Annotated in this window: 21 protein-coding genes, 2 tRNA genes and 1 pseudogene; 10 read left to right on the top strand and 14 right to left on the bottom strand. The window is 72.5% G+C overall.

All coding sequences use genetic code 11. From position 1 onward, the window contains the following. Positions 1–216 precede the first annotated feature (216 nt). The gene (locus JK359_RS00580) at positions 217–1314 is read left to right on the top strand and encodes an LLM class flavin-dependent oxidoreductase (RefSeq protein ID WP_201831627.1); all 1098 of its coding nucleotides are present in this window, start codon (positions 217–219) and stop codon (positions 1312–1314) included. Here the strand turns inward: JK359_RS00580 and JK359_RS00575 are convergent. Next, positions 1293–3098, bottom strand: coding sequence for a putative bifunctional diguanylate cyclase/phosphodiesterase (locus JK359_RS00575; RefSeq protein ID WP_201830464.1), 1806 nt, complete (start codon positions 3096–3098; stop codon positions 1293–1295). The genes JK359_RS00580 and JK359_RS00575 overlap by 22 nt on opposite strands. A 321-nt stretch (positions 3099–3419) precedes the next feature. Here JK359_RS00575 and JK359_RS00570 point away from each other — a divergent pair, with 321 nt between their 5' ends. Continuing rightward, complete coding sequence (locus JK359_RS00570; RefSeq protein WP_201830463.1) at positions 3420–4670, top strand: M6 family metalloprotease domain-containing protein; 1251 nt, start codon at positions 3420–3422, stop codon at positions 4668–4670. A gap of 15 nt (positions 4671–4685) precedes the next feature. On the opposite strand, the gene JK359_RS39750 is transcribed toward JK359_RS00570, so the two are convergent. The 6 genes from JK359_RS39750 to JK359_RS00545 all read right to left on the bottom strand — a co-directional run bounded on the left by JK359_RS39750 (position 4686) and on the right by JK359_RS00545 (position 7834). Then, complete coding sequence (locus JK359_RS39750) at positions 4686–4808, bottom strand: hypothetical protein (protein WP_269138949.1); 123 nt, start codon at positions 4806–4808, stop codon at positions 4686–4688. Positions 4809–4926: 118 nt separating this feature from the next. Then, positions 4927–5000: transfer RNA gene (locus JK359_RS00565), tRNA-Lys, on the bottom strand. Continuing rightward, entirely contained in the window at positions 4991–5560 is a 570-nt protein-coding gene (locus tag JK359_RS00560) for a bifunctional DNA primase/polymerase (protein ID WP_201830462.1), read from the bottom strand. The genes JK359_RS00565 and JK359_RS00560 overlap by 10 nt, the downstream gene beginning before the upstream one ends. A gap of 264 nt (positions 5561–5824) precedes the next feature. Then, the gene (locus JK359_RS00555; RefSeq protein ID WP_201830455.1) at positions 5825–6193 is read right to left on the bottom strand and encodes a DUF8844 domain-containing protein; all 369 of its coding nucleotides are present in this window, start codon (positions 6191–6193) and stop codon (positions 5825–5827) included. 121 nt (positions 6194–6314) lie between these two features. Continuing rightward, entirely contained in the window at positions 6315–7052 is a 738-nt protein-coding gene (locus tag JK359_RS00550) for a maleate cis-trans isomerase family protein (protein ID WP_201830453.1), read from the bottom strand. Next, on the bottom strand, positions 7049–7834 hold the full coding sequence (locus JK359_RS00545) for a maleate cis-trans isomerase family protein (RefSeq protein ID WP_201830449.1): 786 nt from the start codon (positions 7832–7834) through the stop codon (positions 7049–7051). The genes JK359_RS00550 and JK359_RS00545 overlap by 4 nt, the downstream gene beginning before the upstream one ends. A gap of 127 nt (positions 7835–7961) precedes the next feature. Here JK359_RS00545 and JK359_RS00540 point away from each other — a divergent pair, with 127 nt between their 5' ends. After that, positions 7962–8915 (top strand): D-2-hydroxyacid dehydrogenase, encoded by a 954-nt coding sequence (locus tag JK359_RS00540; protein ID WP_201830444.1) that lies wholly within the window; start codon positions 7962–7964, stop codon positions 8913–8915. A 15-nt stretch (positions 8916–8930) separates the two neighbouring features. Further along, on the top strand, positions 8931–10349 hold the full coding sequence (locus JK359_RS00535; RefSeq protein WP_201830442.1) for an amidase: 1419 nt from the start codon (positions 8931–8933) through the stop codon (positions 10347–10349). Here JK359_RS00535 and gcvH read toward each other — a convergent pair. Together gcvH and JK359_RS00525 are read right to left on the bottom strand one after the other, a co-directional pair. Further along, positions 10325–10717 (bottom strand): glycine cleavage system protein GcvH, encoded by a 393-nt coding sequence (gene gcvH / locus JK359_RS00530; protein ID WP_201830441.1) that lies wholly within the window; start codon positions 10715–10717, stop codon positions 10325–10327. The genes JK359_RS00535 and gcvH overlap by 25 nt on opposite strands. 94 nt (positions 10718–10811) lie before the next feature. Beyond that, positions 10812–11306 carry a DUF3830 family protein gene (locus tag JK359_RS00525; RefSeq protein ID WP_201830440.1) on the bottom strand — a complete coding sequence of 165 codons (495 nt, stop codon included), beginning with the start codon at positions 11304–11306 and terminating at the stop codon, positions 10812–10814. 47 nt (positions 11307–11353) lie between these two features. Between JK359_RS00525 and ehuB the strand changes: the two genes are divergently transcribed. From ehuB to JK359_RS00495, 6 genes are all read left to right on the top strand, one after another. Beyond that, positions 11354–12268: an ectoine/hydroxyectoine ABC transporter substrate-binding protein EhuB gene (gene ehuB, locus JK359_RS00520; RefSeq protein ID WP_201830439.1), complete on the top strand. Its 915-nt coding sequence runs from the start codon at positions 11354–11356 to the stop codon at positions 12266–12268. Next, a complete protein-coding gene (gene ehuC / locus JK359_RS00515) occupies positions 12268–12915 on the top strand; it encodes an ectoine/hydroxyectoine ABC transporter permease subunit EhuC (RefSeq protein WP_201830438.1) in 648 nt (215 codons plus the stop codon). The genes ehuB and ehuC overlap by 1 nt, the downstream gene beginning before the upstream one ends. Next, positions 12912–13562, top strand: a complete 651-nt coding sequence (gene ehuD, locus JK359_RS00510; protein ID WP_201830437.1) for an ectoine/hydroxyectoine ABC transporter permease subunit EhuD — start codon at positions 12912–12914, stop codon at positions 13560–13562. The genes ehuC and ehuD overlap by 4 nt, the downstream gene beginning before the upstream one ends. Then, positions 13552–14334 carry an ectoine/hydroxyectoine ABC transporter ATP-binding protein EhuA gene (gene ehuA / locus JK359_RS00505; protein ID WP_201830435.1) on the top strand — a complete coding sequence of 261 codons (783 nt, stop codon included), beginning with the start codon at positions 13552–13554 and terminating at the stop codon, positions 14332–14334. Before ehuD ends, ehuA begins: the two co-directional genes overlap by 11 nt. A gap of 196 nt (positions 14335–14530) precedes the next feature. Continuing rightward, entirely contained in the window at positions 14531–15283 is a 753-nt protein-coding gene (locus JK359_RS00500) for an IclR family transcriptional regulator (RefSeq protein WP_201830433.1), read from the top strand. Between the two features lie 97 nt (positions 15284–15380). Continuing rightward, positions 15381–15454, top strand: a tRNA-Lys gene (locus JK359_RS00495). Here JK359_RS00495 and JK359_RS00490 read toward each other — a convergent pair. The 5 genes and pseudogenes from JK359_RS00490 to JK359_RS00470 form a co-directional block, all read right to left on the bottom strand. Next, positions 15420–17077 (bottom strand): annotated as a pseudogene (locus tag JK359_RS00490) (AMP-binding protein). The gene JK359_RS00495 and the pseudogene JK359_RS00490 sit on opposite strands and share 35 nt — an antisense overlap. 40 nt (positions 17078–17117) lie before the next feature. Beyond that, a complete protein-coding gene (locus JK359_RS00485) occupies positions 17118–17585 on the bottom strand; it encodes a DUF3592 domain-containing protein (protein ID WP_201830431.1) in 468 nt (155 codons plus the stop codon). A 181-nt stretch (positions 17586–17766) separates the two neighbouring features. Continuing rightward, positions 17767–18372 carry a lytic polysaccharide monooxygenase auxiliary activity family 9 protein gene (locus JK359_RS00480; RefSeq protein ID WP_201830430.1) on the bottom strand — a complete coding sequence of 202 codons (606 nt, stop codon included), beginning with the start codon at positions 18370–18372 and terminating at the stop codon, positions 17767–17769. A gap of 113 nt (positions 18373–18485) precedes the next feature. Beyond that, a complete protein-coding gene (locus tag JK359_RS00475) occupies positions 18486–19622 on the bottom strand; it encodes an SPFH domain-containing protein (RefSeq protein ID WP_201830429.1) in 1137 nt (378 codons plus the stop codon). 97 nt (positions 19623–19719) lie between these two features. Beyond that, positions 19720–21036, bottom strand: coding sequence for a peptidoglycan-binding protein (locus tag JK359_RS00470; RefSeq protein ID WP_201830428.1), 1317 nt, complete (start codon positions 21034–21036; stop codon positions 19720–19722). Positions 21037–21085 lie beyond the last annotated feature (49 nt).

The raw sequence follows: 21085 nt of genomic DNA, 5'->3' as shown, positions 1-21085 counted from the left end.
CGGAGTCCGGCACGCCGCCGGAGGCGGCCGACGGCCGCAGCCCCGGACGGCTGGGAGGCGAACCACGCGGTCCTGGCCCACCTCACGGAACACCGAGTGCCCTTGCACCCATGACCCCGCCGTCCGCCCCGGGGCCGTGTGGTCCGGGAATAAGCGGGGACAGCCTCCAGTTAACGCGTGGCAGGACTGTTCATCCGGAACCTGGAGGCCCACACCGTGTCCGCAGCCGACGCAGACGAGATCCGGGGCACGACGCACGGGACCGCCCCCGTCCCCCTCTCCGTACTGGACCTGGTGACCGTCGGCGCGGGCAGCACCGCCACCGACGCCCTGCGCACCAGCGTCGCGCTGGCCCGGTTCACCGAGTCCCGCGGCTTCCACCGGTACTGGGTCGCCGAGCACCACTCCATGCCCGGCGTGGCCTCCTCATCGCCCGCCGTGATCCTCGCCCACCTCGCCGCCCACACCGACCGCATCCGGCTCGGCTCGGGCGGCGTGATGCTGCCCAACCACGCCCCGCTGGTGATCGCCGAGCAGTTCGGCACGCTGGAGGCGATGGCGCCGGGCCGGGTCGACCTGGGCCTCGGCCGGGCGCCGGGCACGGACGGCGCCACGGCCGCGGCCCTGCGCCGCACCGAGACCCTCGACGAGGGCGCCGACGACTTCCCGCAGCAGCTCGCGGAACTCCTGCGGTTCCTGGACGACGACTTCCCCGACGGGCACCCCTACCGGAGGATCCACGCGATCCCGGGCCCCGTGCAGGGCTCCGCGCCGGGCGGTGTTCAGTCCCCGCACCGGCCGCCGGTCTGGCTGCTCGGCTCCTCCGGCTTCAGCGCCCGCCTGGCCGGCACGCTCGGCCTGCCGTTCGCCTTCGCGCACCACTTCTCGGCGCAGAACACCGTCCCGGCCCTGGACCTGTACCGGAAGACCTTCCGCCCCTCCGCGGTGCTCGACGAGCCGTACGCCCTCATCGGCGTCTCCGCCCTCGCCACGGACGACGAGCGGGAGGCCCGCAGGCAGACCCGGGCGATGGCGCTGAACATGCTCCGGCTGCGTACCGGCCGCCCCGGCCTGTTCCCCGACCCGGCCGAGGCGGAGCGGCACGAGTTCAGCCCGCTGGAGGAGGAGTTCGTCGTCTCCTGGACGAGCAACATCGTGCACGGCACGGCCGACGAGGTCCGCGCGGGCCTGGACGACCTGCAGAAGCGCACCGGCGCCGACGAGCTGATGCTCGTCTCCCACGCCCACCGCGGTGAACTGCGGCTGCGCTCCTACGAACTGATCGCGGACGCCTACGGGTTGCCGACCGCGTAGGTCTGCGCCCCCAGCAGTTCGGAGATACGGTCCGGCGACACCGGGCGGGAGTACAGCCAGCCCTGCCCGGTGTCGCAGCCGATCCGGCGCAGCCGGGTGGCCTGGGCCGAGGTCTCCACGCACTCGGCGGTGACCGTGAGGCCGAGCCGGTGGGCCAGCTGGATCATCGCCTCCACGATGACCTCGTCGGCCGGGTTGGGGGCGATCGCCTTCTTGTCGCCCTCGTACTGGAAGCCGCGCACGAAGGAGCCGTCGAGCTTCAGGACCGACACCGGCAGCCGGCTCAGGTAGGCGAGGTTCGAGTAGCCGGTGCCGAAGTCGTCGATGGCGATGCGTACGCCCATGTCGCTGAGCGCCTGGAGGGCCTGGAGCGGCCGGCCCGCAGAGCCCATGACGGCGGACTCGGTCAGCTCCAACTGGAGCAGGTGCGGGGCGAGTCCGGTCTCGGACAGGGTCTCGGCGACGTCCGCCACCAGGTCGGAGTCCCAGACCTGGCGCACGGCCACGTTCACGCTGACGAAGATGGGCGGCTCACCGGGGTGGTCCAGCTGCCAGCGGCGGGCCTGCCGGCAGGCGGTGGCCAGCGCCCAGCGGCCGAGCTGCACGATCGAACCGTCCTCCTCGGCCAGTCCGATGAACCGATTCGGCGCCAGTGTGCCGAACTGAGGATGATTCCAGCGGATCAACGCCTCGACCCCGCTGAGCCGTCCGTCCTCCATTCCGACCAACGGCTGGTACTCGAGGGCGAATTCGCCCCGCTCGATGGCGGGGCGGAGGGTGGAGGACAGGGCCTGGCGGGTCACGCGGTGGGCGTTGCGCTCGGGGTCGAACAGGGTCCAGCGGCCCTTGCCGTCGGCTTTCGCCCAGTACAGGGTGGTGTCCGCGGCCTGCATCAGTCCGGTCGCGGTGGTCCCCGCCGCCTGCCGTTCGACGACCCCGATGGACGCCGTCAACGACAGCCGGTGTCCGGCCAGATCGAAGGGTTCCTCCAGCGCCTTCAGCGCCGACTCGGCGAGATCGGCGAGCTGTTCGGTGCCGGTGGAGTCCTCCACCAGCAGGGCGAACTCGTCACCACCGAGCCTGGCCACGAGGGGAGTCGCGGTGCGGGCGTACCCGGCCTCGTCGGCGACCCGGGTCAGGCGTTCGGCGACGGCCGCGAGGAGCCGGTCGCCGAAGCGGTGGCCGAGGGTGTCGTTGACGGCCTTGAAGCCGTCGACGTCGAGGTAGCACAGGCCGATCCGGCCGGTGCCGCTCTGCTCGTACGACTCGGCCTCCAGCGCGGCCGTCAGGCGTTCGAAGAACAGGGTGCGGTTGGGCAGCCGGGTCACCGGGTCGTGCATCTGCAAGTGCCGCAGCCGCGCCTGGAGTTCGCGGCGGGCGCTGACGTCGGTGACCGACAGCAGTACGCCCGGCCGGCCACCGGCCAGCGGCGCGACGGTGACCTGCACCCACACCGAGTGCCCCTCGGGGTGTTTGAGCCGGCGGGTGCAGCGCAGGCGGGCCTGCCGGCCGCGCAGCACCTCGCGGTAGGCGTGCCAGCTGCGGGTGTCCGAGGCGAGGTCCACGAGGTCGGCGCCGACCCGTCCGGTGAGGGTCTCCGGATCGCTGCCGAGCAGTTCGCCGAGGGCGGCGTTGGCGCTGACGACGAGCCCCTCGGGGTTCACGACGGCCATGGCGAGCGGGGCGGTCGTGAAGACACGGTGGTAGGTGGTGTAATCACTGTCTGTAACGGCTGACCGGTCGAGGTCTGCCGCGGGCGTCGGCCCTTCGGACGTTCCGCTCACCGCTTGCTCCCGCAGTGCACTCGATCTCTGTCCGTGCCGGAAAGTGTGCCGATCATAGAGGCTGGCCCCGGGCCCTTCCAGCCACTCTCCAGTCTCCCGGACGGAGCACAGCATCTGACAGATCGTTTCTGCCCGCACCTGGACGGGTTCTTCAAGCCACCGACCAGTTGTGACGTTCCGTGAGTGTTTCGGGGTGTCGGACGCCGCGGCCCGCCCGTACCGGGTGACGGCACTCTCACCCTTCTGGTGCAGGCAAACAGGGCAAAACATGACTGAGACCAGCAATCTGGGTGCGGGTCCCGTGAACCGCATCCGGAGGTCATGTCCGTGGCCAAGCTGCGCAGCACCGCCGCCTTGTGCACCACGATGTCGGCGCTGGCCGCAACCTCGATCTTCACCGGGCCGTCCGTCGCCGAGCCCTTCTCGCCGGCCCCCTGCGCGCTGCGCCGCAGCGAGGTCCACCATTCGGAGGGCGTGGACACCTGGAACGCCGCCTACACCCGGCCGGCCCGCACGCTCGACGCGGTGATGATCTTCCTCTCCTTCCCGGACGCCACCCCACGCACCACCCCTGCCGAGCTGGCCGCGGACCACTTCCCGGCCACCAGCCGCTTCTACGAACAGGCCTCCTACGGCAGGTTCACCTTGCGCCCGCACCCGCTGAAGCGCTGGCTGCGGATGCCGCACCCGTCGACGGCGTACGCCATGAAGCGGGACTGGAGCGAGGAGGACCGGGCCGCCTACCTGCGCGACGCGTTCGCCGCGGCCGACCCGGAGGTCGACTTCTCGCGCTACCCGGTCGTGTACTTCGTCGCCGACCCGGACGCGCCCGGCGTCGACTCCGACGCGACCAAGGTCGTGAACCTCGACACGCCCCTGCGCCTGGACGGCACGGACGTCCGCCGGGTCGTCACCGTGTTCGAGCACCATCCGCCGGACCGGCTGGTCCTCGCCCATGAGACCGGCCATGTCTTCGACCTGCCCGACCTGTACCACCGCCCGGTGGACGGCAAGGGCGACTGGGACACGTACGTCGGCGACTGGGACCTGATGGGCAGCCAGTTCGGCCTTTCGCCGGACCTGTTCGCCTGGCACAAGTGGAAGCTCGGCTGGCTGGACCCGCGCCAGGTGGTCTGCGTGCGGGGCACCTCGCCGACCCGCCTCACCCTGGAGCCGCTGGCCGCCGGCCCGAACGTCCCGGTGCAGGGCGCGGCCGGCGCCCCCGCGTTCGGCCTCGGGCACGGTGCCAAGCTGGCCGTCGTACGCACCGGTCCGGACGAAGTCCTCGCCTTCGAGGCGCGCGGCGCGGCCGGCAACGACCGCGCGTCCTGCCGGCAGGGAATCCTGGTCTACCGGGTGCAGGGCGGCGCCCAGTCCGGCGGCGGCCCCGTCCAGGTCGTCGACGCCCACCCGCGCACGGACGCCTGCTGGGAGAACTCGGTCTACCCGCCCCTGGCCGACGCCCCGGTCGGCCTCGGCGAGAGCTTCACCGTGCCGGGGGACGACGTGAAGGTGGAGGTGGAGAACCGGACGGCCTCGGGAGCCTGGACGGTGCAGATCACCCCGCACTGACCGCTCGACGGACGTTCACCGGCCCGCCCGCTCCCGCCCGACGGCCACCGCGTTCATCCACTCCCGCCCGACGGCCACCGCAGTCTTCCGCTCCCGCCCGACGGCCACGAAGGTCGCCCCCTCCCGGCTGACGGCCACGACCCGGCCCCCAAGGGTGTGGGTGGCGGAGCCCCCACCCCGCGCGGCGGAACCGCGCAAAAACAACGATGGCGAGCCGGACCATGCTTTCCACGGTCATGACTCGCCATCGCCATCGTGCGCCGCCAGGGACTCGAACCCCGGACCCGCTGATTAAGAGTCAGCTGCTCTAACCAACTGAGCTAGCGGCGCCTGCTGACGTCGTAGACCTTAGCATCCTGGTCGGCGGGAGGAAAAATCGATATCCGTACGGCGGCCCGCGCGGCCCGGACGGCCGCCCACAGCATGACCTCGGGGCCGGGCAGCCAGGGGTGCCGGGTGTCGGGCGCGACCAGCCAGCGCGCGGCACCGGAGGTGTCCGCGCAGGTCAGGGGCGGGACGGTCACCGCGTCCCCGGTGCCGTGGCACAGCAGCGGCGGTACTCCCCCGGCCCGCTGGGACCCCCACTCCTCCCAGGCCAGCAGCGAGGGCAGCCGCTGGGCCGTGCCGGGGGCGGCGAACAGCAGCATCCGGCCCCGGAAGACCGCGACGGGGCCCGAGCCCGGCCCGTCGCCCCACAGGCGGTCCAGCATCCGGCGTCCGAAGATCGCCGGGGCGTTCACCACGTCGAAGGCGGTGCCGCAGGGCAGGACGACCGGGGCGTCCGGGTGGTCCCGCCACAGCGCCAGGGTGCTCCGGGGATACGTTCCTGCCGAGGCGAGCCAGGCGACGCCGTCGGAGCTGACACAGGTGACGTTCGGTGCGCTGCTCATGCATTCAGGTGTACCGGCCGTGAGCGGACCGTTCTCCTGAGTTGCGGAAAACCGGGACACGGGCGGGAGGCCGGGAGTATCTTGCCCGCCTGGCATATGCCGAGTGAGCTGTCCGGGGACGGCCCGGGGCCGTCCGGGGGACGGCCGGTACAGCGGGCCCGCGCCCGGTCGCCGAGGGCTGCAGGCATCGGCGGACGTCCGGCGCGCGGTCGGCCCGGGCTACACGGGATCAACGGACTCCGGCCCGCGCCCGGACGCCGCGGGCTACACGGGATCGGCGGACGTGCGGCCCTCGCCGTTCCCCCGCAGCAGGTCCTGGCCGAACTCGACCATCTTCTTCGCGTAGTCCTCGGTCCACTCGGCCCGCTCGGCGATGTCCGCCGGGGTCAGCCGGTCGAACCGGCGAGGGTCGGCGAGCTGGGCCGCCGCCACGGCCTGGAACTCCACGGCACGGTCGGCGGCCGCGCGGAACGCCTGGGCCAGCTCCGTCGCCCGGGCCAGCAGCGCCCGCGGGTCCTCGATCGACTCCAGATCGAAGAAGTGCTCGGGATCCGAGGCCGCGTCCGCGGGCTCGAAGATCAGGGGCGCGGGGCGTAGCCGCGGTTCGTTACGACGCGGCGTGGGCTCCGCCATGTCTTGTCTCCTCCTCGTACGGTTCGCCGGGCACCGCCTTCAGGTGGGCCACCGTCCATTGTCCCGCGCCGGCGCAAGGGGCCCCACGGCCGCTCACCGGATCCGTACGAGGAGGCAGGTGTCACACCTGGACCAAGGGTTCCCGCGTGAACAGGATGCCCAGCCGTGGCGCGTTCACCCGCCGGTCGGCGAGCCGCAGCCCCTCCCAGACGGTGACCTGGTTGGCGGTGAGCACCGGCTTGGAGAGCGCCTTCTCCAGCAGCGAGATGTGTGCGGCGGTGTGCAGCGCCGTGTCCGGCAGCAGCACGGCCTCCGCGCCGGCGGCGTCCGCGTCCGCCGCCCGGGCCAGCGTCAGCACGTCCTCCTCGCCCCACGTGCCGACCTCGGCCGCCGTGACGATCCCGGAGGACCGCATCCCGGTCACCTCAAGGCCGCCGGCCCGCAGGAACTCCGTGAAGAGCGCGGCGACGTCGTCCGGGTAGGTCGCGCCCACGGCGACCCGTCGCACCCCCAGCTCGCGGGCCGCGTGCACGAAGGCGAACGACGTCGACGAGGCCGGCATCCCGGCCACCCTGGCCAGGTTCCGCACCTGCTCCTGGGCGCCATCCCAGCCGTGCACGAAGCTGCCGCTGGTGCAGGCCCACACCACCGTCTCGGCCCCGGACAGCCGCAGCCCCTCCACTCCCGCGGCGAGCCGCTCGGCGGAGCCCATCTCGCGCAGCGCGTCCGCCCGGTGCGCGTCCTCGCCGATGTCGGTGTGCACCAGATCCACCCGGATGTCGCTGCCCAGGAGCTGCTCGATGCGTGGATAGTCGTCCTCGGCGGAGTGGCCCGGGTAGAGGAATCCGAGTGCGGTCATGTCCAGCCTTCCTGCTGTTCTTCGGGCAGTACGGGCCATGCGCGGGCCGCCGCGTCCAGCAGCGCCTGGTAGGGACCCACGGCTCGGGTACCCAGTCGGCGCAGCGCCGCCCACATCGTGACCTGGTTGGCCGAGATCACGGGCATGCGCAGCTCGGCCTCCAGTTGCGGGATGACGTCGTAGGTCGGCAGGTTGGTGCAGGAGAGGAAGAGGGCGTCGGCGGTGCCCGGCCGGGCCGCCCGCCGGGCCATCGCGACGACGTCCCGGTAGGGCACCTGCCAGATGTGCCGGGTCAGTCCCATGTAGGCGCAGCCGGTGACCCGGATGCCGGCCTCCGCCACGTACCCCTCCAGCGCCCGGGTGACGGACACCGTGTACGGCGTGACCAGGGCGACCCGCCGCGCCCCCAGCTCGGCCAGTGCCTCCAGCAGCGCCCCGGAGGTGGTCACGGAGGGCAGTTCGCCGGCCCGGGTCATCGCCGCGCGCATCGCCCGTTCCCCGGCCATCCCGCCGACGAAGCTGCCGGAGGTGCAGGCGTAGGCGACGACCTCGGGGGCGACGGCGGTCAGCGCGCGGACGGCCTCGCCGAGGGTCTCGTGCTCGCTGACCAGCCGGGCCAGGTCCAGGCTCACCTCGACCGGCACGAACGGGGTCCGGGTCAGGTGCAGCGACACCTCGTCCGGCACCCAGCGCCACAGCTCGCGGTCCAGGGCGAAGTCGAAGGGGGCCACCACACCCACACCCCGCTGGGGACGGGGACCGCCGAGAAAGGAGACGTCCATGGCTGACACCGGCCTCACGCTGGGAGACGAGTGGGCAACGGATCGTGAGTACGCCCGTGTTGACGAAGGTAGGTTCGGGTGCGAGCGTGGTCAATCCGCGCATGTCAGACGCCGGGAGCCGCCCCGCATGACGCCGACCGTGCCTACCCTTCTGGTCCTCGACGCCGATCCGCCGCCCCGGCTCGGCCGCCTCACCGGCCGCGCCCGGGTGGTGCACACCGATGCGGCGCACCTGGCCGACCGGCTGCCCGCGGCCGACGCGCTGCTGGTGTGGGACTTCACCTCGCACGCGGTGCGCGAGGCCTGGCCCGGGGACGGACCCCGGCCGCGCTGGGTGCACACGGCGAGCGCGGGCGTGGACCATCTGATGTGCCCGGAGCTGGCCGCGTCCGAGACGGTGGTGACCAACGCGCGCGGGATCTTCGACCAGCCGATCGCCGAGTACGTGGCGGCTCTGGTGCTGGCGGTCGCCAAGGATCTGCCGCGCACCCTGGACCTGCAGCGGGAGCGGACCTGGCGGCACCGGGAGGGCCGGCGGGTGGCGGGCACGCGCGCGTGCGTGGTCGGCTCGGGGCCGATCGGCCGGGCCGTCGTGCGCACGCTGAAGGCGCTGGGGGTGACGACGGCGCTGGTCGGGCGGGTGTCGCGGACCGGTGTGCACGGCCCGGACGACCTGGACCGGCTGATCTCGCGGGCGGACTGGGTGATCGCGGCGGCTCCGCTGACCGAGCAGACGTACCGGATGTTCGACGCGCACCGGTTCGGCGTGATGCAGCCCTCGGCGTTCTTCGTGAACGTCGGCCGCGGTCAGCTCGTCGACGAGGAGGCGCTCGCCCGGGCGCTGACCCGGCGCTGGATCGCGGGCGCGGCCCTGGACGTGTTCAGCACCGAACCGCTGCCCGCGGACAGCCCGTTGTGGGAGCTTCCGGGGCTGATCGTGTCCCCGCACATGAGCGGTGACACGGTCGGCTGGCGCGACGAACTGGGCGTGCAGTTCGTGGAGTTGTACGAGCGGTGGGCGGCGGGCAGGTCTCTGCCGAACGTGGTCGACAAGAAGCGTGGTTACGTGCCCGGTCACTGAACCCCTGGAGGGTGCATGCAGCTCACCGACCTGACCGCCGGCCGGCTCCTCGACGGTTACCGCAAGGGAGAGTTCAGCCCGGTGGAGGCGACCGAGCAGGCGCTGGAGCGGGCGCGGCGGAGCGGTCCGGAGGTGAACGCGTTCGTGCGGCTCACCGAGGAGGACGCGCTCGTGCGGGCCCGCGAGTCGGAGGCCCGGTGGCGGCGCGGTGAGCCGGCCGGGCTGCTGGACGGGGTGCCGGTGACGGTCAAGGACGTCCTGCTGCTGCGCGGCCATCCGACCCTGCGGGGCTCGGCGACCGTGTCGGAGCAGGGCAGCTGGGACGAGGACGCGCCGCCGGTGGCCCGGCTGCGCGAGCACGGCGCGGTCTTCCTGGGCAAGACGACCACGCCCGAGTACGGCTGGAAGGGCGTCACGGACTCGCCGTTGACCGGGATCACCCGCAATCCGCACGACCCGGCGCGCACCGCGGGCGGTTCCAGCGGCGGGAGCGCCGCGGCCGTCGCGCTCGGCGCCGGGCCGCTGTCCCTCGGCACGGACGGCGGTGGCAGCATCCGCATCCCGGCCGCGTTCTGCGGGATCTTCGGGCTGAAACCGACGTACGGCAGGGTGCCGCTGTATCCGGCGAGCGCGTTCGGCACGCTGTCGCACACGGGTCCGATGACCCGGGACGCGGCGGACGCGGCCCTGCTGCTGGATGTGATCGGCACGCCCGACCCGCGCGACTGGTCGGCGCTGCCGGCCGCGCCGGGCTCCTTCACGGAGGCGCTGCGGGAGGGCGTGCACGGGCTGCGGGTGGCCTATTCGCCGTCGCTGGGCGGGCAGGTGGCGGTGCAGCCGGCGGTCGCGGCGGCCGTACGGCAGGCGGTGGCGCGCCTCGCCGACCTGGGCGCGTACGTCGAGGAGGCCGACCCCGACTTCAGCGACCCGGTGGACGCGTTCCACACCCTGTGGTTCAGCGGCGCGGCCCGGCTGACCCAGAACTTCTCCCCGCGCCGTCGGCAGCTGCTGGATCCGGGGCTGCGGGAGATCTGCGCGCAGGGTGCACGGACGAGCGCGCTGGAGTACCTGGCCGCGGTGGACGTCCGGATGGGCATCGGCCGGCGGATGGGACGCTTCCACGAGCGGTACGACCTGCTGGTGACGCCGACGCTGCCGGTGACCGCGTTCGAGGCGGGGGTGGAGGTGCCGAGGGGTTCGGTGTTCCGGCGGTGGACGGGGTGGACGCCGTTCACGTACCCCTTCAACCTCACGCAGCAGCCCGCGGCGACCGTGCCGGTCGGTTCGGACGCCGGGGGGCTGCCGGTGGGCATGCAGATCATCGCGGCCCGGCACCGGGACGACCTGGTGCTGCGGGCCGCGCACGCGTTGTTCGAGGCGGGTGTGGCGACGGCCGTGGGGCGGCCGGGTCAGCCGGACTCTTCGGCGATGTAGTCCTGGTACTGCTTGGGGGTGAGGAGGTTCTTCAGCTCCGCCGGCGCGGACGGCTGGATCTCGATCAGCCATCCGTCGCCGTACGGGTCGGTGTTGCAGTCCTCCGGCGAGTCGTTCAGCGCGGTGTTGACCTCGGTCACCGTGCCGGCCACCGGCAGGTAGAGTTCCGTCACCGATTTCACCGACTCCACGGTGCCGAACGGTTCCCCGGCCTCGAACCGGTCACCGGGCCTGGGCAGCTCCACGAAGACGATGTCGCCCAGCTGCCGCTGTGCGAAATCGGTGATGCCGACGCGGGCGGTGGGGCTCTGGGGCATCAGCCACTCGTGCTCCCGCGTGTACTGAAGGTTTTCCGGGATGTTCGCCATCGGGACTCCTTGGTGGGCGCTCGACTGAGATCAGCCTGCCGCCCCCGGGCCCGTACGCAACGCAAAGTCCCCCGGACGGGCGAGGCGCACGGGCTCATGCCCGGCGGAAGCTGAGCCGCTCCCCCGCCGCACCGGTGCGCCACAGGTCGTTGCAGGCCTCGGCCATGCGGTCGAGGCCGTCGGTCACCTGGCCCCAGACGATGCCGGGCACCCAGCCGACGTCCCCGTTGAGGAGCAGGTTGTTGCGCTCGTAGAAGAGGGCCAGGTCGACCACCGTGGCTCCGGGCCGGACCTCGCGGTCGTAGCCGTAGGCCCGGGTGCCCAGTTCGGTTCCGGTGAAGGAGAAGTAGCAGAGGTCGCCGGGAATCGGGGTGACGGTCGGGTTCTCCAGTGGGGGTTCCGTGGAGGCGAACGGCGGGAAGAGCGCGTAGATCTCGTTGCGCGCGTACTTGGCGTGATAGACGTCGCCCGTGAGCGGCAGTGCCTCCCACACTGCCGCGCAGGTCAGGGGCGCGCGGTCGTCCAGCAGTCGTGCCGTGCAGTGCGCGTCCCGCTCGTCGAGCGAGACGGTGACGAATCGATCGGCCATGAGAACCAGGGTGCATAGCCCGGATGCGCTTGGGTAGCCGCGCCGCCATGGCTCCACCACATGGGAACGACGTACACACAAACCGGCCGGGACACAGACGCACCCGGCGCTCGGTGCTCGCGGGCCTGGCGTCGCTCGGCGCACTCGGTGCCGCGGGCTGCACGCGGGTGGCGACCGCGTCGGGCAAGGGCGGCGGCGACCCGCTGGAGCGGCTGCGCGCGCTGGGTGTCGTACGGCTGGGGATCGCGGGCGAGATTCCCTTCGGCTACATCGACAAGAACGGGCAACTCACCGGAGAGGCACCCGAGCTGGCCAAGGTGATCTTCAAGCGGCTCGGCGTGGACCGGGTGCAGCCGGTGCCGACCGAGTTCGGCTCGCTGATCCCCGGTCTGAAGTCCCAGCAGTTCGACGTGGTCGCCGCGGGCATGTACGTCACACCCGACCGCTGCGAGCAGGTGATCTTCGCGGATCCCGACTACCGGATGCCCGACGCCTTCATCGTCCGCAAGGGCAACCCGCTGGGGCTGCGCACCTATGCGGACGCGCTGCGCAGGCACGCCAGGGTGGCCACCGGGACGGGGTACGCGCAGATCCAGCACGCGGTCGAGGCCGGCTACAAGGAGGACGACCTCGTCATCGTGCCGGACCAGGTGGCGGGGCTGAACGCCGTCGAGGCGGGGCGGGTGGACCTGTTCGCGGCCACGGCCGTCACGGCCCGGCTCGTCGCGCAGGACTCGGCGAAGGCCGAGTCGACCGAGCCGTTCGTCGCGCTCGTCGACGGCAAACCCAAGGCGGACGGCGGCGCGTTCGCGTTCCGGCCGACGGACACCCGGCTGCGGGACGCCTTCAACGCCGAGCTGCACGAGCTGCGCCGCAGCGGGGAGCTGTTCCGGATCGTCCGTCGCTTCGGCTTCTCCAAGGCCGAGATGACGACGATGACCGCGAAGGAGTTGTGCGGCTGATGACTGCGGGACTCTGGAAGCTTGTCCTCGAAGGCATAGGCACCACGCTCCAGTTGCTGGTGTACAGCGCGCTGCTCGCCACCGCGGTGTCCTTCGCCGTGGGTGCCGCGCGCACCCACCGCTCGCGCCTCGTCCGCTTCGTCGCGGCCTTCTACACGGAGGTGTTCCGCGGCACGTCGGCGCTGGTGATGGTCTTCTGGGTGTTCTTCGTGCTGCCGGTCGCCTTCGGCTGGCAGCTGGTGCCGATGTGGGCCGGCACGCTCGCGCTGGGGCTGACGTACGGCGCGTACGGCTCGGAGATCGTGCGCGGCGCCCTGCAGGCGGTGGACCCGGCGCAGCGGGAGGGCGGCATCGCGCTCGGCTTCTCGTTCGGGCAGCGCCTCCGGCTGATCCTGCTGCCGCAGGCGGTGCCGGAGATGATCCCGTCCTTCTCCAACCTGCTGGTCGAGCTGCTCAAGGGCACCGCGCTGGTGTCCATCACGGGCATGGGCGACCTGGCGTTCAGCGGCAACCTGGTCCGCCTCGCCCTCCAGCGGAGCGGTGAGATCTACACGTACCTGCTGCTGATCTATTTCGTGATCGCGTTCCTGCTCACCCGCGGCATGCGCGGTCTGGAGCGGCGGCTTAAGGCGGAGGTGGCCCGATGACCTGGGACTGGGGAGCCGTCGCCGACTTCATGCCGTACTTCTGGCAGGGCCTGCTGGTCACCCTGGAGGCGCTGGCCCTGGGGTCGCTGATCGCGTTCACGCTGGGGCTCGTCTGGACCCTGCTGGTGCGCACGCCGACCCGGTGGGTGCGCTGGCCGGTGGGCGTCTTCACGGAGTTCGTCCGGGACACCCCCCTGCTGGTGCAGCTGTTCTTCCTGTTCTACGTGCTGCCCGAGACGGGGCTGACCCTGTCCCCTCTGACCACCGGGATCCTCGGGCTCGGACTGCACTACTCGACGTACACGATGCAGGTCTACCGGGCCGGCATCGAGGCGGTGCCCGCGGGCCAGTGGGAGGCCGCGACGGCACTGAGCCTGCCGGTGCGGCGCACCTGGACGGCCGTGATCCTGCCGCAGGCGGTCCGCCGGGTGGTGCCGCCGCTCGGCAACTACGTCATCTCGATGCTGAAGGACACGCCGATGCTGATGACGATCGGCGTGCTGGAGATGCTGGGCCGGGCGCGGCTCGTCTCGCAGCAGCACTTCCAGTTCACCGAGCCCCTGACGGTGATCGGGATCGCCTTCATCGTCGTCTCGTACCTGGCCTCCCTTCTCCTGCGCACCCTGGAGCGACGTCTTGTCCGTTGAGACCACGAAGCAGCCGGCCGCGACCGGCACCCTGCCGACCGAGCTGATACGCCTGGAGGGCGTGACCAAGCGGTTCGGGGACAACACCGTCCTCGACGGCCTGGACCTGTCCGTGGACGCGGGCCGGCACGTCACCCTGATCGGTCCCTCCGGCTCCGGCAAGACCACGATCCTCCGCATGCTGATGACCCTCACCGAGCCGGACGAGGGCACGATCACCGTCGACGGTCAGCAGCTGTTCCCGGCGCCGGAGAAGCGGGTCCGGGAGATCCGCAAGAAGATCGGGATGGTGTTCCAGCAGTTCAACCTGTTCCCGAACATGTCGGTGCTGCGGAATATCACCGAGGCCCCGGTGCGGGTGCTCGGCATGTCGAAGGACGAGGCCGAGGCGCGGGCCCGGGAGCTGCTGGACCTGGTGGGCCTGGCCGACAAGTGCGACGCGCGGCCGACCCGGCTCTCCGGCGGCCAGCAGCAGCGGGTGGCGATCGCCCGGGCGCTGGCCATGCGGCCCCAGGTGCTGCTGCTGGACGAGGTCACCTCCGCCCTCGACCCCGAGCTGGTCGCGGGGGTGCTCGATCTGCTCAGGGACATCGTGCGCAGCACGGACATCACGATGCTGTGCGTGACCCACGAGATGGGTTTCGCCCGGGACATCTCCGACCAGGTGCTGATGTTCGACTCGGGGCGGATCATCGAGACGGGCCCGCCGGAGAAGATCTTCAGCGAGCCGGAGCACGAGCGCACCCGGGAGTTCCTCGGCGCGGTGCTGTGATCGAGGGACGTGCCGGGGAGGAAGGCCGAGGTCCGGTCCCTGGGACATGACTTTGGCATATGCCAGAGGATCTCCGCCCCTGCTGGGAGCGCGAGAGCGCCCGGTCCAATCTCGTCAACCCCCTCTCCTCGGTACGGGTTTGACAGCTATCGTGGAGAGGATCCGCCGACCCGGATCGCGGCCGAGGGGGACCTGCATGAGGATCGAGCCGACCGCCCCGTACCACTCCGCGCAGGAAGCGCTGCGCGTACTCGAGACCGTGGCCCGGCACTCCGCCGGCGTCACCGGCACCGAGCTGGCCCGCCGCACCGGCCTCGGCCCCGAGCGGCTCACCGCCCTGCTGCGCATGCTGCGCCGCGAGGGCTACGTCCAGCAGATCACCGGCGGGGCGTACGTCACGGGCGACACCCTGCGCCGGCTCACCTCCGCGCACGACCGGGAGCAGGCACTGCGCGACAAGCTCCAGCACACCCTGGACCGGCTGCGCGACTCGGTCGGCGCGGCCGTCTACCTGAGCCGGTACGTCGACGGCGAGGTCCGGGTCACCCAGTACGCCGCCGGGCCGGCCACCCCGGCGGTCAACGAGTGGGTGGACTTCCGCTGCTCCGCGCACGCCACCGCGGTCGGCAAGAGCCTGCTGACCCAGCTGGACCACAACGCCCGCCGTGACCACCTCTCCCGGTACAAGATGGCCCGCCTCACCTCGCGCACCATCACCAGCGACAAGCTGCTGCTGTCCCGCCTGGAGTCCCAGCCGCCGACGGTCCCCGTGCTCGACCTCCAGGAGTACGCGATCGGCACGGTCTGCGCGGCCGTACCGGTCACGGCGGGTTCCTCGGTGGGCTGCCTGGCGCTCTCACTCCCGGTGGAGCACGCGCACCGGCTGAGGCAGGCCGCGGACACGCTCAACCGCAGCGCGGCACCGGTCCTGCTCTCGCTGGCGATCTAGCCGCCCGCGCGGGTGGTCACGAGCACCCCCGGGGACCAGGTAGTATTTTCTTCGTCGCCGACCGCGGGAAACACGAACCGCGGAAGGCGGGAGTCATGCGCCGCTAGCTCAGTTGGTTAGAGCAGCTGACTCTTAATCAGCGGGTCCGGGGTTCGAGTCCCTGGCGGCGCACGAGATCGAAGGGTCCTTCGCGAGAGCGAGGGGCCCTTCGGCGTCTTCCCGGGTCAGTCTCCGGTACGACTCCTCCCCCGGCGGCCGCCACCACACCGGGTCGGCGCACCGGTACCCCTCCCGCCGCAGCCGGGCCCGCTCGATCTTGTTCGTCGCCGTCACCGGCATCCGTTCCACCACCCGGACGAACCGGGGCGCCATCTTGGTGCCCAGGTCGGGCTGGGCCGCCAGGAACTCCGTGAAACCCCCGGGGTCGAAGGACCCGGCGATCGTCGCCATCACCTGGTCCCCGGTGACCGGGTCCGGCACCCCGTACACGGCGACGGCCCGCGCGCCCGCGTACCGGGCGACGATGTTCTCGATCATCGCGGCGGCCAGGTTCTCCCCGTCGACCCGGATCCGGTCGTCGGTACGGCCGGCGAAGTAGAGGTAGCCGTCGGCGTCGCGGTAGAAGAGGTCTCCGGTCCAGTAGGCCCCGCCCCTGCGCCGCTCTGCCTCGGCGGCCGGGTTGCGCCAGTAGCCCTCGAAGGGGTTCGGCCCCCGGTTCACCAGCTCGCCTATCGCCTCGTCCCCGTTGAGCAGCCGCCCGGCGCGGTCGAGGACGGCCCGCGGGCACTCCCGCCCCGTGGCGGGATCCAGCACCGCGAGGCCGGGTCCGGCCGGGCCCACCGCGCCCCGCGGGGTGCCAGGGGCCCACTGGACCGCGGCCCCGCCCTCGGAGGAGCCGTAGCCCTCCACCAGCCGGGCCCCGAACCGCCGCTCGAAGGCCGCCGCGTCCGCCGCGCCCGCCTCCGTGCCGAAGCCGAGCCGCAGTGGGTGCTCCCGGTCGTCCGGCCGCGGCTCGGTGGCGAGGAGGTACTGGATCGCGCGGCCGACGTAGGTGAAGTAGGTCGCCCGGTAGCGGCGCACGTCGGGCAGGAACGCGGAGGCCGAGAAGCGGCGGCGCAGCGCCACCCCGGCGCCGGCGGCCAGCGCGGGTGCCCAGTCGGCGATGACCGCGTTGCCGTGGAACATCGGCATGCAGATGTAGTGCACGTCGTCCGCGCGGACCCCGAACTGCCGCACCAGGGCCTGGCCGGCAGCCGTCAGCCGGCCCTGGGAGCAGATCGCGGCCTTGGGGGCGCCGGTGGAGCCGGAGGTGAAGTACAGCAGCAGCCGGTCGGCCGGGGCCGCCCGGGACGGGTCGGGTACGGCGCCGGAGTACGGGGCGAGGAGGGCGCCGTACTCCGGGGTGTCCGTGACGAGGAGCCGTACGCCGGGCAGGTCGAGCCCGGCCAGCAGGGGCAGCCGGGCCCGCTCGGTGACCAGGATCCGGCACTCGGTGTGCCGGACGTCCCGGGCCAGTTCGGGGCCGCGGCGGGTGGGGTTGATCCCGGCGACCGCCGCGCCGGCGAGCGCGGCGGCCCCGAGCCACAGCGGGAACTCCTCGGTGTTGTCGAGCAGCACTCCGACGTGCGGTACGGCACCCGCGGGCAGCAGGTCGGCCAGCAGCGCGGCCCGGGCGGCGGCACCGGCGGCCGCCTCGTGCTGCGTCAGCACCCGGTCCCCGCACCACAGTCCGGGCCGGTGGTCGCCCCAGCGGGCCGCGACCAGCTCGGCGATCGTGCGCGGCGTGGTCTCCATGGCCCGGCACGATAACTGACGGAGCATCAGAAAGGGAGGGTCAGGGAATCATGCCGTCCGACTCGGCGAAGATCGTGTGGGCGAGGAGCATGAAGCCTATGCAGAAGGCGATGCCCACTCCGAGGAAGACGAGCCCGCATCCGGTGCCGGCGGCGAGCTTGCCGCGCGCGGGCGGCAGCGCGGTGGCCCGCTCGGGCGCCTCCGGCAGGTAGCGGACGGTCACGAAGTCGCCCTCCAGGACGGTCGAGGGGCCGTTCGCCTCCTCGAACCGGACCGTGCGGCCCTCGCGGGTGGTGAACTCGTAGACGTGGTGCAGTGTCGTACTCACGGACGTGTCCCCGCCGCCCCCGCTGGTCGTCGTGTACATCCGCAGGCAGCGGCCCTCGGCCTGCAGACCGCGCTCCCACGTCACGCTGATCCGCCGCGCGCGGCGGAGCATCAGGAAGGCGCCGGTGGCGAAGCCAACGATCATGAGGGCGGGCACGGCGTAGAAGAAGGACTCGAACATACTGGTTCCCCCGTGGTCAGGTACGCCGTCCCCGCTCGGCCGGCGTGCGAGGAACGTACCCGGGGAACGGGCCGGCCCGCCTCAGGAGAAGCTCAGTATCCGTATCGGGACAGTTCGATCCGTGCGCGCCGGGACCGGGAGCGCCCGGTGCCGGCGCACACGGATCCTGCCCTGACGGGGGTCAGAAGGTGACGTCGGAGCAGGCGTAGAACGCGTTGCCCGTGTCGGCGATCGTCCACACCGCGACGATGACGTGGTGCCCGCTCAGGCCGGACGGCAGGGTGCCACTGTGGCTGAGCGTGGCCGGCGGGCGCTGGCCGTTGTAGGGCACCGTCAGGAACGGGGTGAGGTTGAGGTCGGAACGGGCGAGGTTGTGGTTCTGGTTCCAGCCCGGCTTGGTGACGTAGTACCTGAAGTCGGTGGTGGCGTGCATGGCGGTGAACTGCCAGCGGAACGTGTACGACTGACCGCCCGTCACCCTGGTGGTGGGCCAGGCCGCGCCGGACGGTGTCCTCGGCGAGCTGAGCTGGGCGAACTGGCCCAGTCCCGCGTTGCATATCTGGCCGTCGGCGGGACCGGCGGCCGGGAAGCCCTTGGGGCCCTCGACGCTCTGCGGCTCCCACTGGATCGGGCCGCAGTTCGCCACGGTGCCGTTCTGGCAGAGCTTCTGCCTGCTGATGGGGAGGTCGGTGTAGCCGTGCCCGCTGGCGCCGCCGGTGGAGAGCGCGAAGGCTCCGGCGGTCACCGCACCCAGCACGACTGCGGACAACTTGGTCTTGGTGCGCATGCTGCCGCTCCTGGGGAGAACGTGGGGAGTTCGGTGAGCTGTGCAGGTAGGTCTAGACCAAGTCTCAGATTATTGCCGTTAGTTGAACATGTCCATACCAATCGCGGGCCGTGCTAGACCGGCTCGGCACGACCCGAGCAGAAGGCCACCGTCAGGTCGCGGACCAGCACCTTGCGCTCGTAGTCGTCCAGTTCGACGAGCCCGCGGACGGTCAGCCGGGTCACCGTGTCCTCCACCGAATCCACCACCGAACTGAGCATGCTGGCCCGCTGCCGGGCGTCCAGCGCGGCGATCCGGCGCCGGTGCATCGCGCCGGCCACCTCGGGGGCGTACTCCACCCGCACCGGCTGCACCGAGAACACCTCCACGCCGACCGGTGCCGCCTCCGTCGCGACCAGCCGGGTCAGCGCGTCCCCGGCCGCCGTCGTCCCGCCGCGCGTGCCGCCCGCCGGCTCCACCGGCACCCGGGCCAGCGCCGACTCCACGCACTCGCGCAGATAGGCCTCGTGGTCCTCGATGCCGAGCAGGGCCCGCGCGGTGTCGCGCACCCGCCACACCACCAGCACGACCACCCGCAGCGCCATCCCGTCGGGATCCGTCGCGGTCATCGCCTCGCTGCGCCAGTGCCGCAGCCGCACGTCCACCCGGCGGCGCAGCACCAGCGGATTCATCCAGAGCAGCCCGGTGCGCCGGACCGTCCCCCGGTAGCGGCCGAACAGGCCGAGCACCCAGGCCCGCCCGGTCCGCCCCCGGACCAGGCCGCCGAAGCCGGCCACGCCGAGCGCCCCGGCCCCCGCGTACGCCGCCCACTGCGCCGGGCCCAGACCCCCGCCCGCACCACCCGGCATGCGCAGCGCCTCCGCCAGGAGCGGGGGCAGCAGACCCGCCCACCAGGTCGTGGCCAGGCACCCGGTCACCCCGCAGGCCCCGGCGAGCACCCCGGCCACGCCGGGCAGCACCCGCGCCGGGCGTTCCGCCAGCTCCGGGTCGACCTCCGGCAGCGGCCGGCGGCGCACCGGGACCGGCCGGCGCTGGCGTGGCTGTTCGCCGGTGCCCTGCCTGCGGGCCACCACGGCCGGCTTCAGCGGCACCTTCACCGGGTCGGGGTCGTCCCGGAAGAGCAGGTGGACCGGGATCTCGGTGGTCGCCTCGTTCTGGATGAGACGGGCCGGCCGGGTGCCGGGGCCCGCGGCGCCGCCCTCCGGCTGCTCCTCGGACTCCGGCGGTGTGTGTGACGTGGTCGTACTCATGCGTGCCTCCAGCCTCCGCGCCAGATGCGTCATGAACAGGGGTGGGGTGTGCAGTTGTCGGCAGGGGACGCGCCGGGACCGGCCGGGGCGGGGCCGGTCAGGCGAACAGGCGGCGCCAGGTCTCCGGCCCCGGATAGCCGTCCGCCGCACCGCCCCGCCAGCCCTGGCTGCGCTGGAAGGCCTCCACGGCCCGGCGGTCCGCCTCGCCCCAGTGCGGACCCGGACCGAGGGCGTAGAACCGGCCGAACCCCTTCTTCACCAGCTGAACGCCCAGCTGGGTCACGTAGTCGTTGGCCGCACCCGGCCGGAAGTAGTTCCGTCCGGGGTAGCCGGGCACCCCGTGCGAGGCCGGGCGGCCCGGTCCGGCGGCGCCGGAGCTGATGTTCTTGCCCGTGCCCGTGATGAGCAGGTTCCAGGTGCCCGGCCCGGGCAGCCCGTCGGCGTCGGCGCCCGTCCAGCCCTGAGCCAGCTGGAACGCCTGGGTGGCCCGCCGGTCCGCCTCGCCCCAGACCGGGCCCGGGCCCTTCGCGTAGTAGCCGCGCCCGCCCCGGGCGATGAGCATCTCGCCGAGCAGGGTGACGTACTTGTTGTCGGCGCCGGGCCCGAAGTAGCCCGCACCCGGGTAGGACACCTGCGTCTTCGTGGCGGACGCCGGTTCAGCGCCGGCGACCGGCGAGGAACCGGCGCCGCTCTTCGTCACGCCCTTGTAGCGGTAGGGGACGTACTTGTCGGTGTGGCTCCAGTAGGGGTAGGGCGTGGTCTGCCGGCGGGCGTGCGGGGGCGTCTGCTCGTACGCCGTGTAGTAGGTGTGCGTGTAGTCCGTCCAGCCGCCGAAGATGACCACGTGGGAGCCTTTCTCGGGGTTGTCCGGGTTGTGGTAGAGCAGGATGTCGCCGGGCTGCAGCTCCCCCTTGGTGATCTTCACCCCGAACTGGCCGAGGCTGCCCGTCCACTCGTTGCCGGGCAGCCCCCAGGCCATGGAGACGTAGCCCGAGCAGTCCTGCCGGTAGCCGTCGGACCAGTAGGCGTACATGCTGTACGGCACCTGCGCCGTCACCCAGACCTTGGCCCGGTTGATGATCTCCGTGCGGGTGGTGGTGGGAAGCGGGGCGGTGGACGCCGCGGGCTTGCCCGCCGGTCCGTGCAGCGGGGCCTTGGTGCCCTGCGGGGTCTCGGGCTCGCCGTCACCGGGCACGGCCTGGCGGTGCGGGGAGTGGCCGGGAGTGAGGGCGGCGGCCGGGGGGACCGCGCCGAGGGCGGCGGACGTGGCGGCCACGACCACGACTCCGCGGGCGGCGGGGTGGCCGCAGAGGCGGCCGGGCAGCGCGCCGGGGGCGGTCCGCCGCCGGTCGATGCAGCCAGGGCAGTCGCAGTCGCTCTCGGGGTCGACGTCCTCGAACAGCGGAGCGCTCATGCGACCTGCCTCACATTCGGGGGTGTGGTGTCCGCGAGTGTGCACGTTG

Origin of the sequence: Streptomyces actinomycinicus (assembly GCF_016741775.1) — a bacterium.
GTDB lineage: Bacteria > Actinomycetota > Actinomycetes > Streptomycetales > Streptomycetaceae > Streptomyces > Streptomyces actinomycinicus.
Note: the sequence above shows the minus strand (reverse complement) of the source record. Positions and strands in the feature narration are given on the sequence as shown.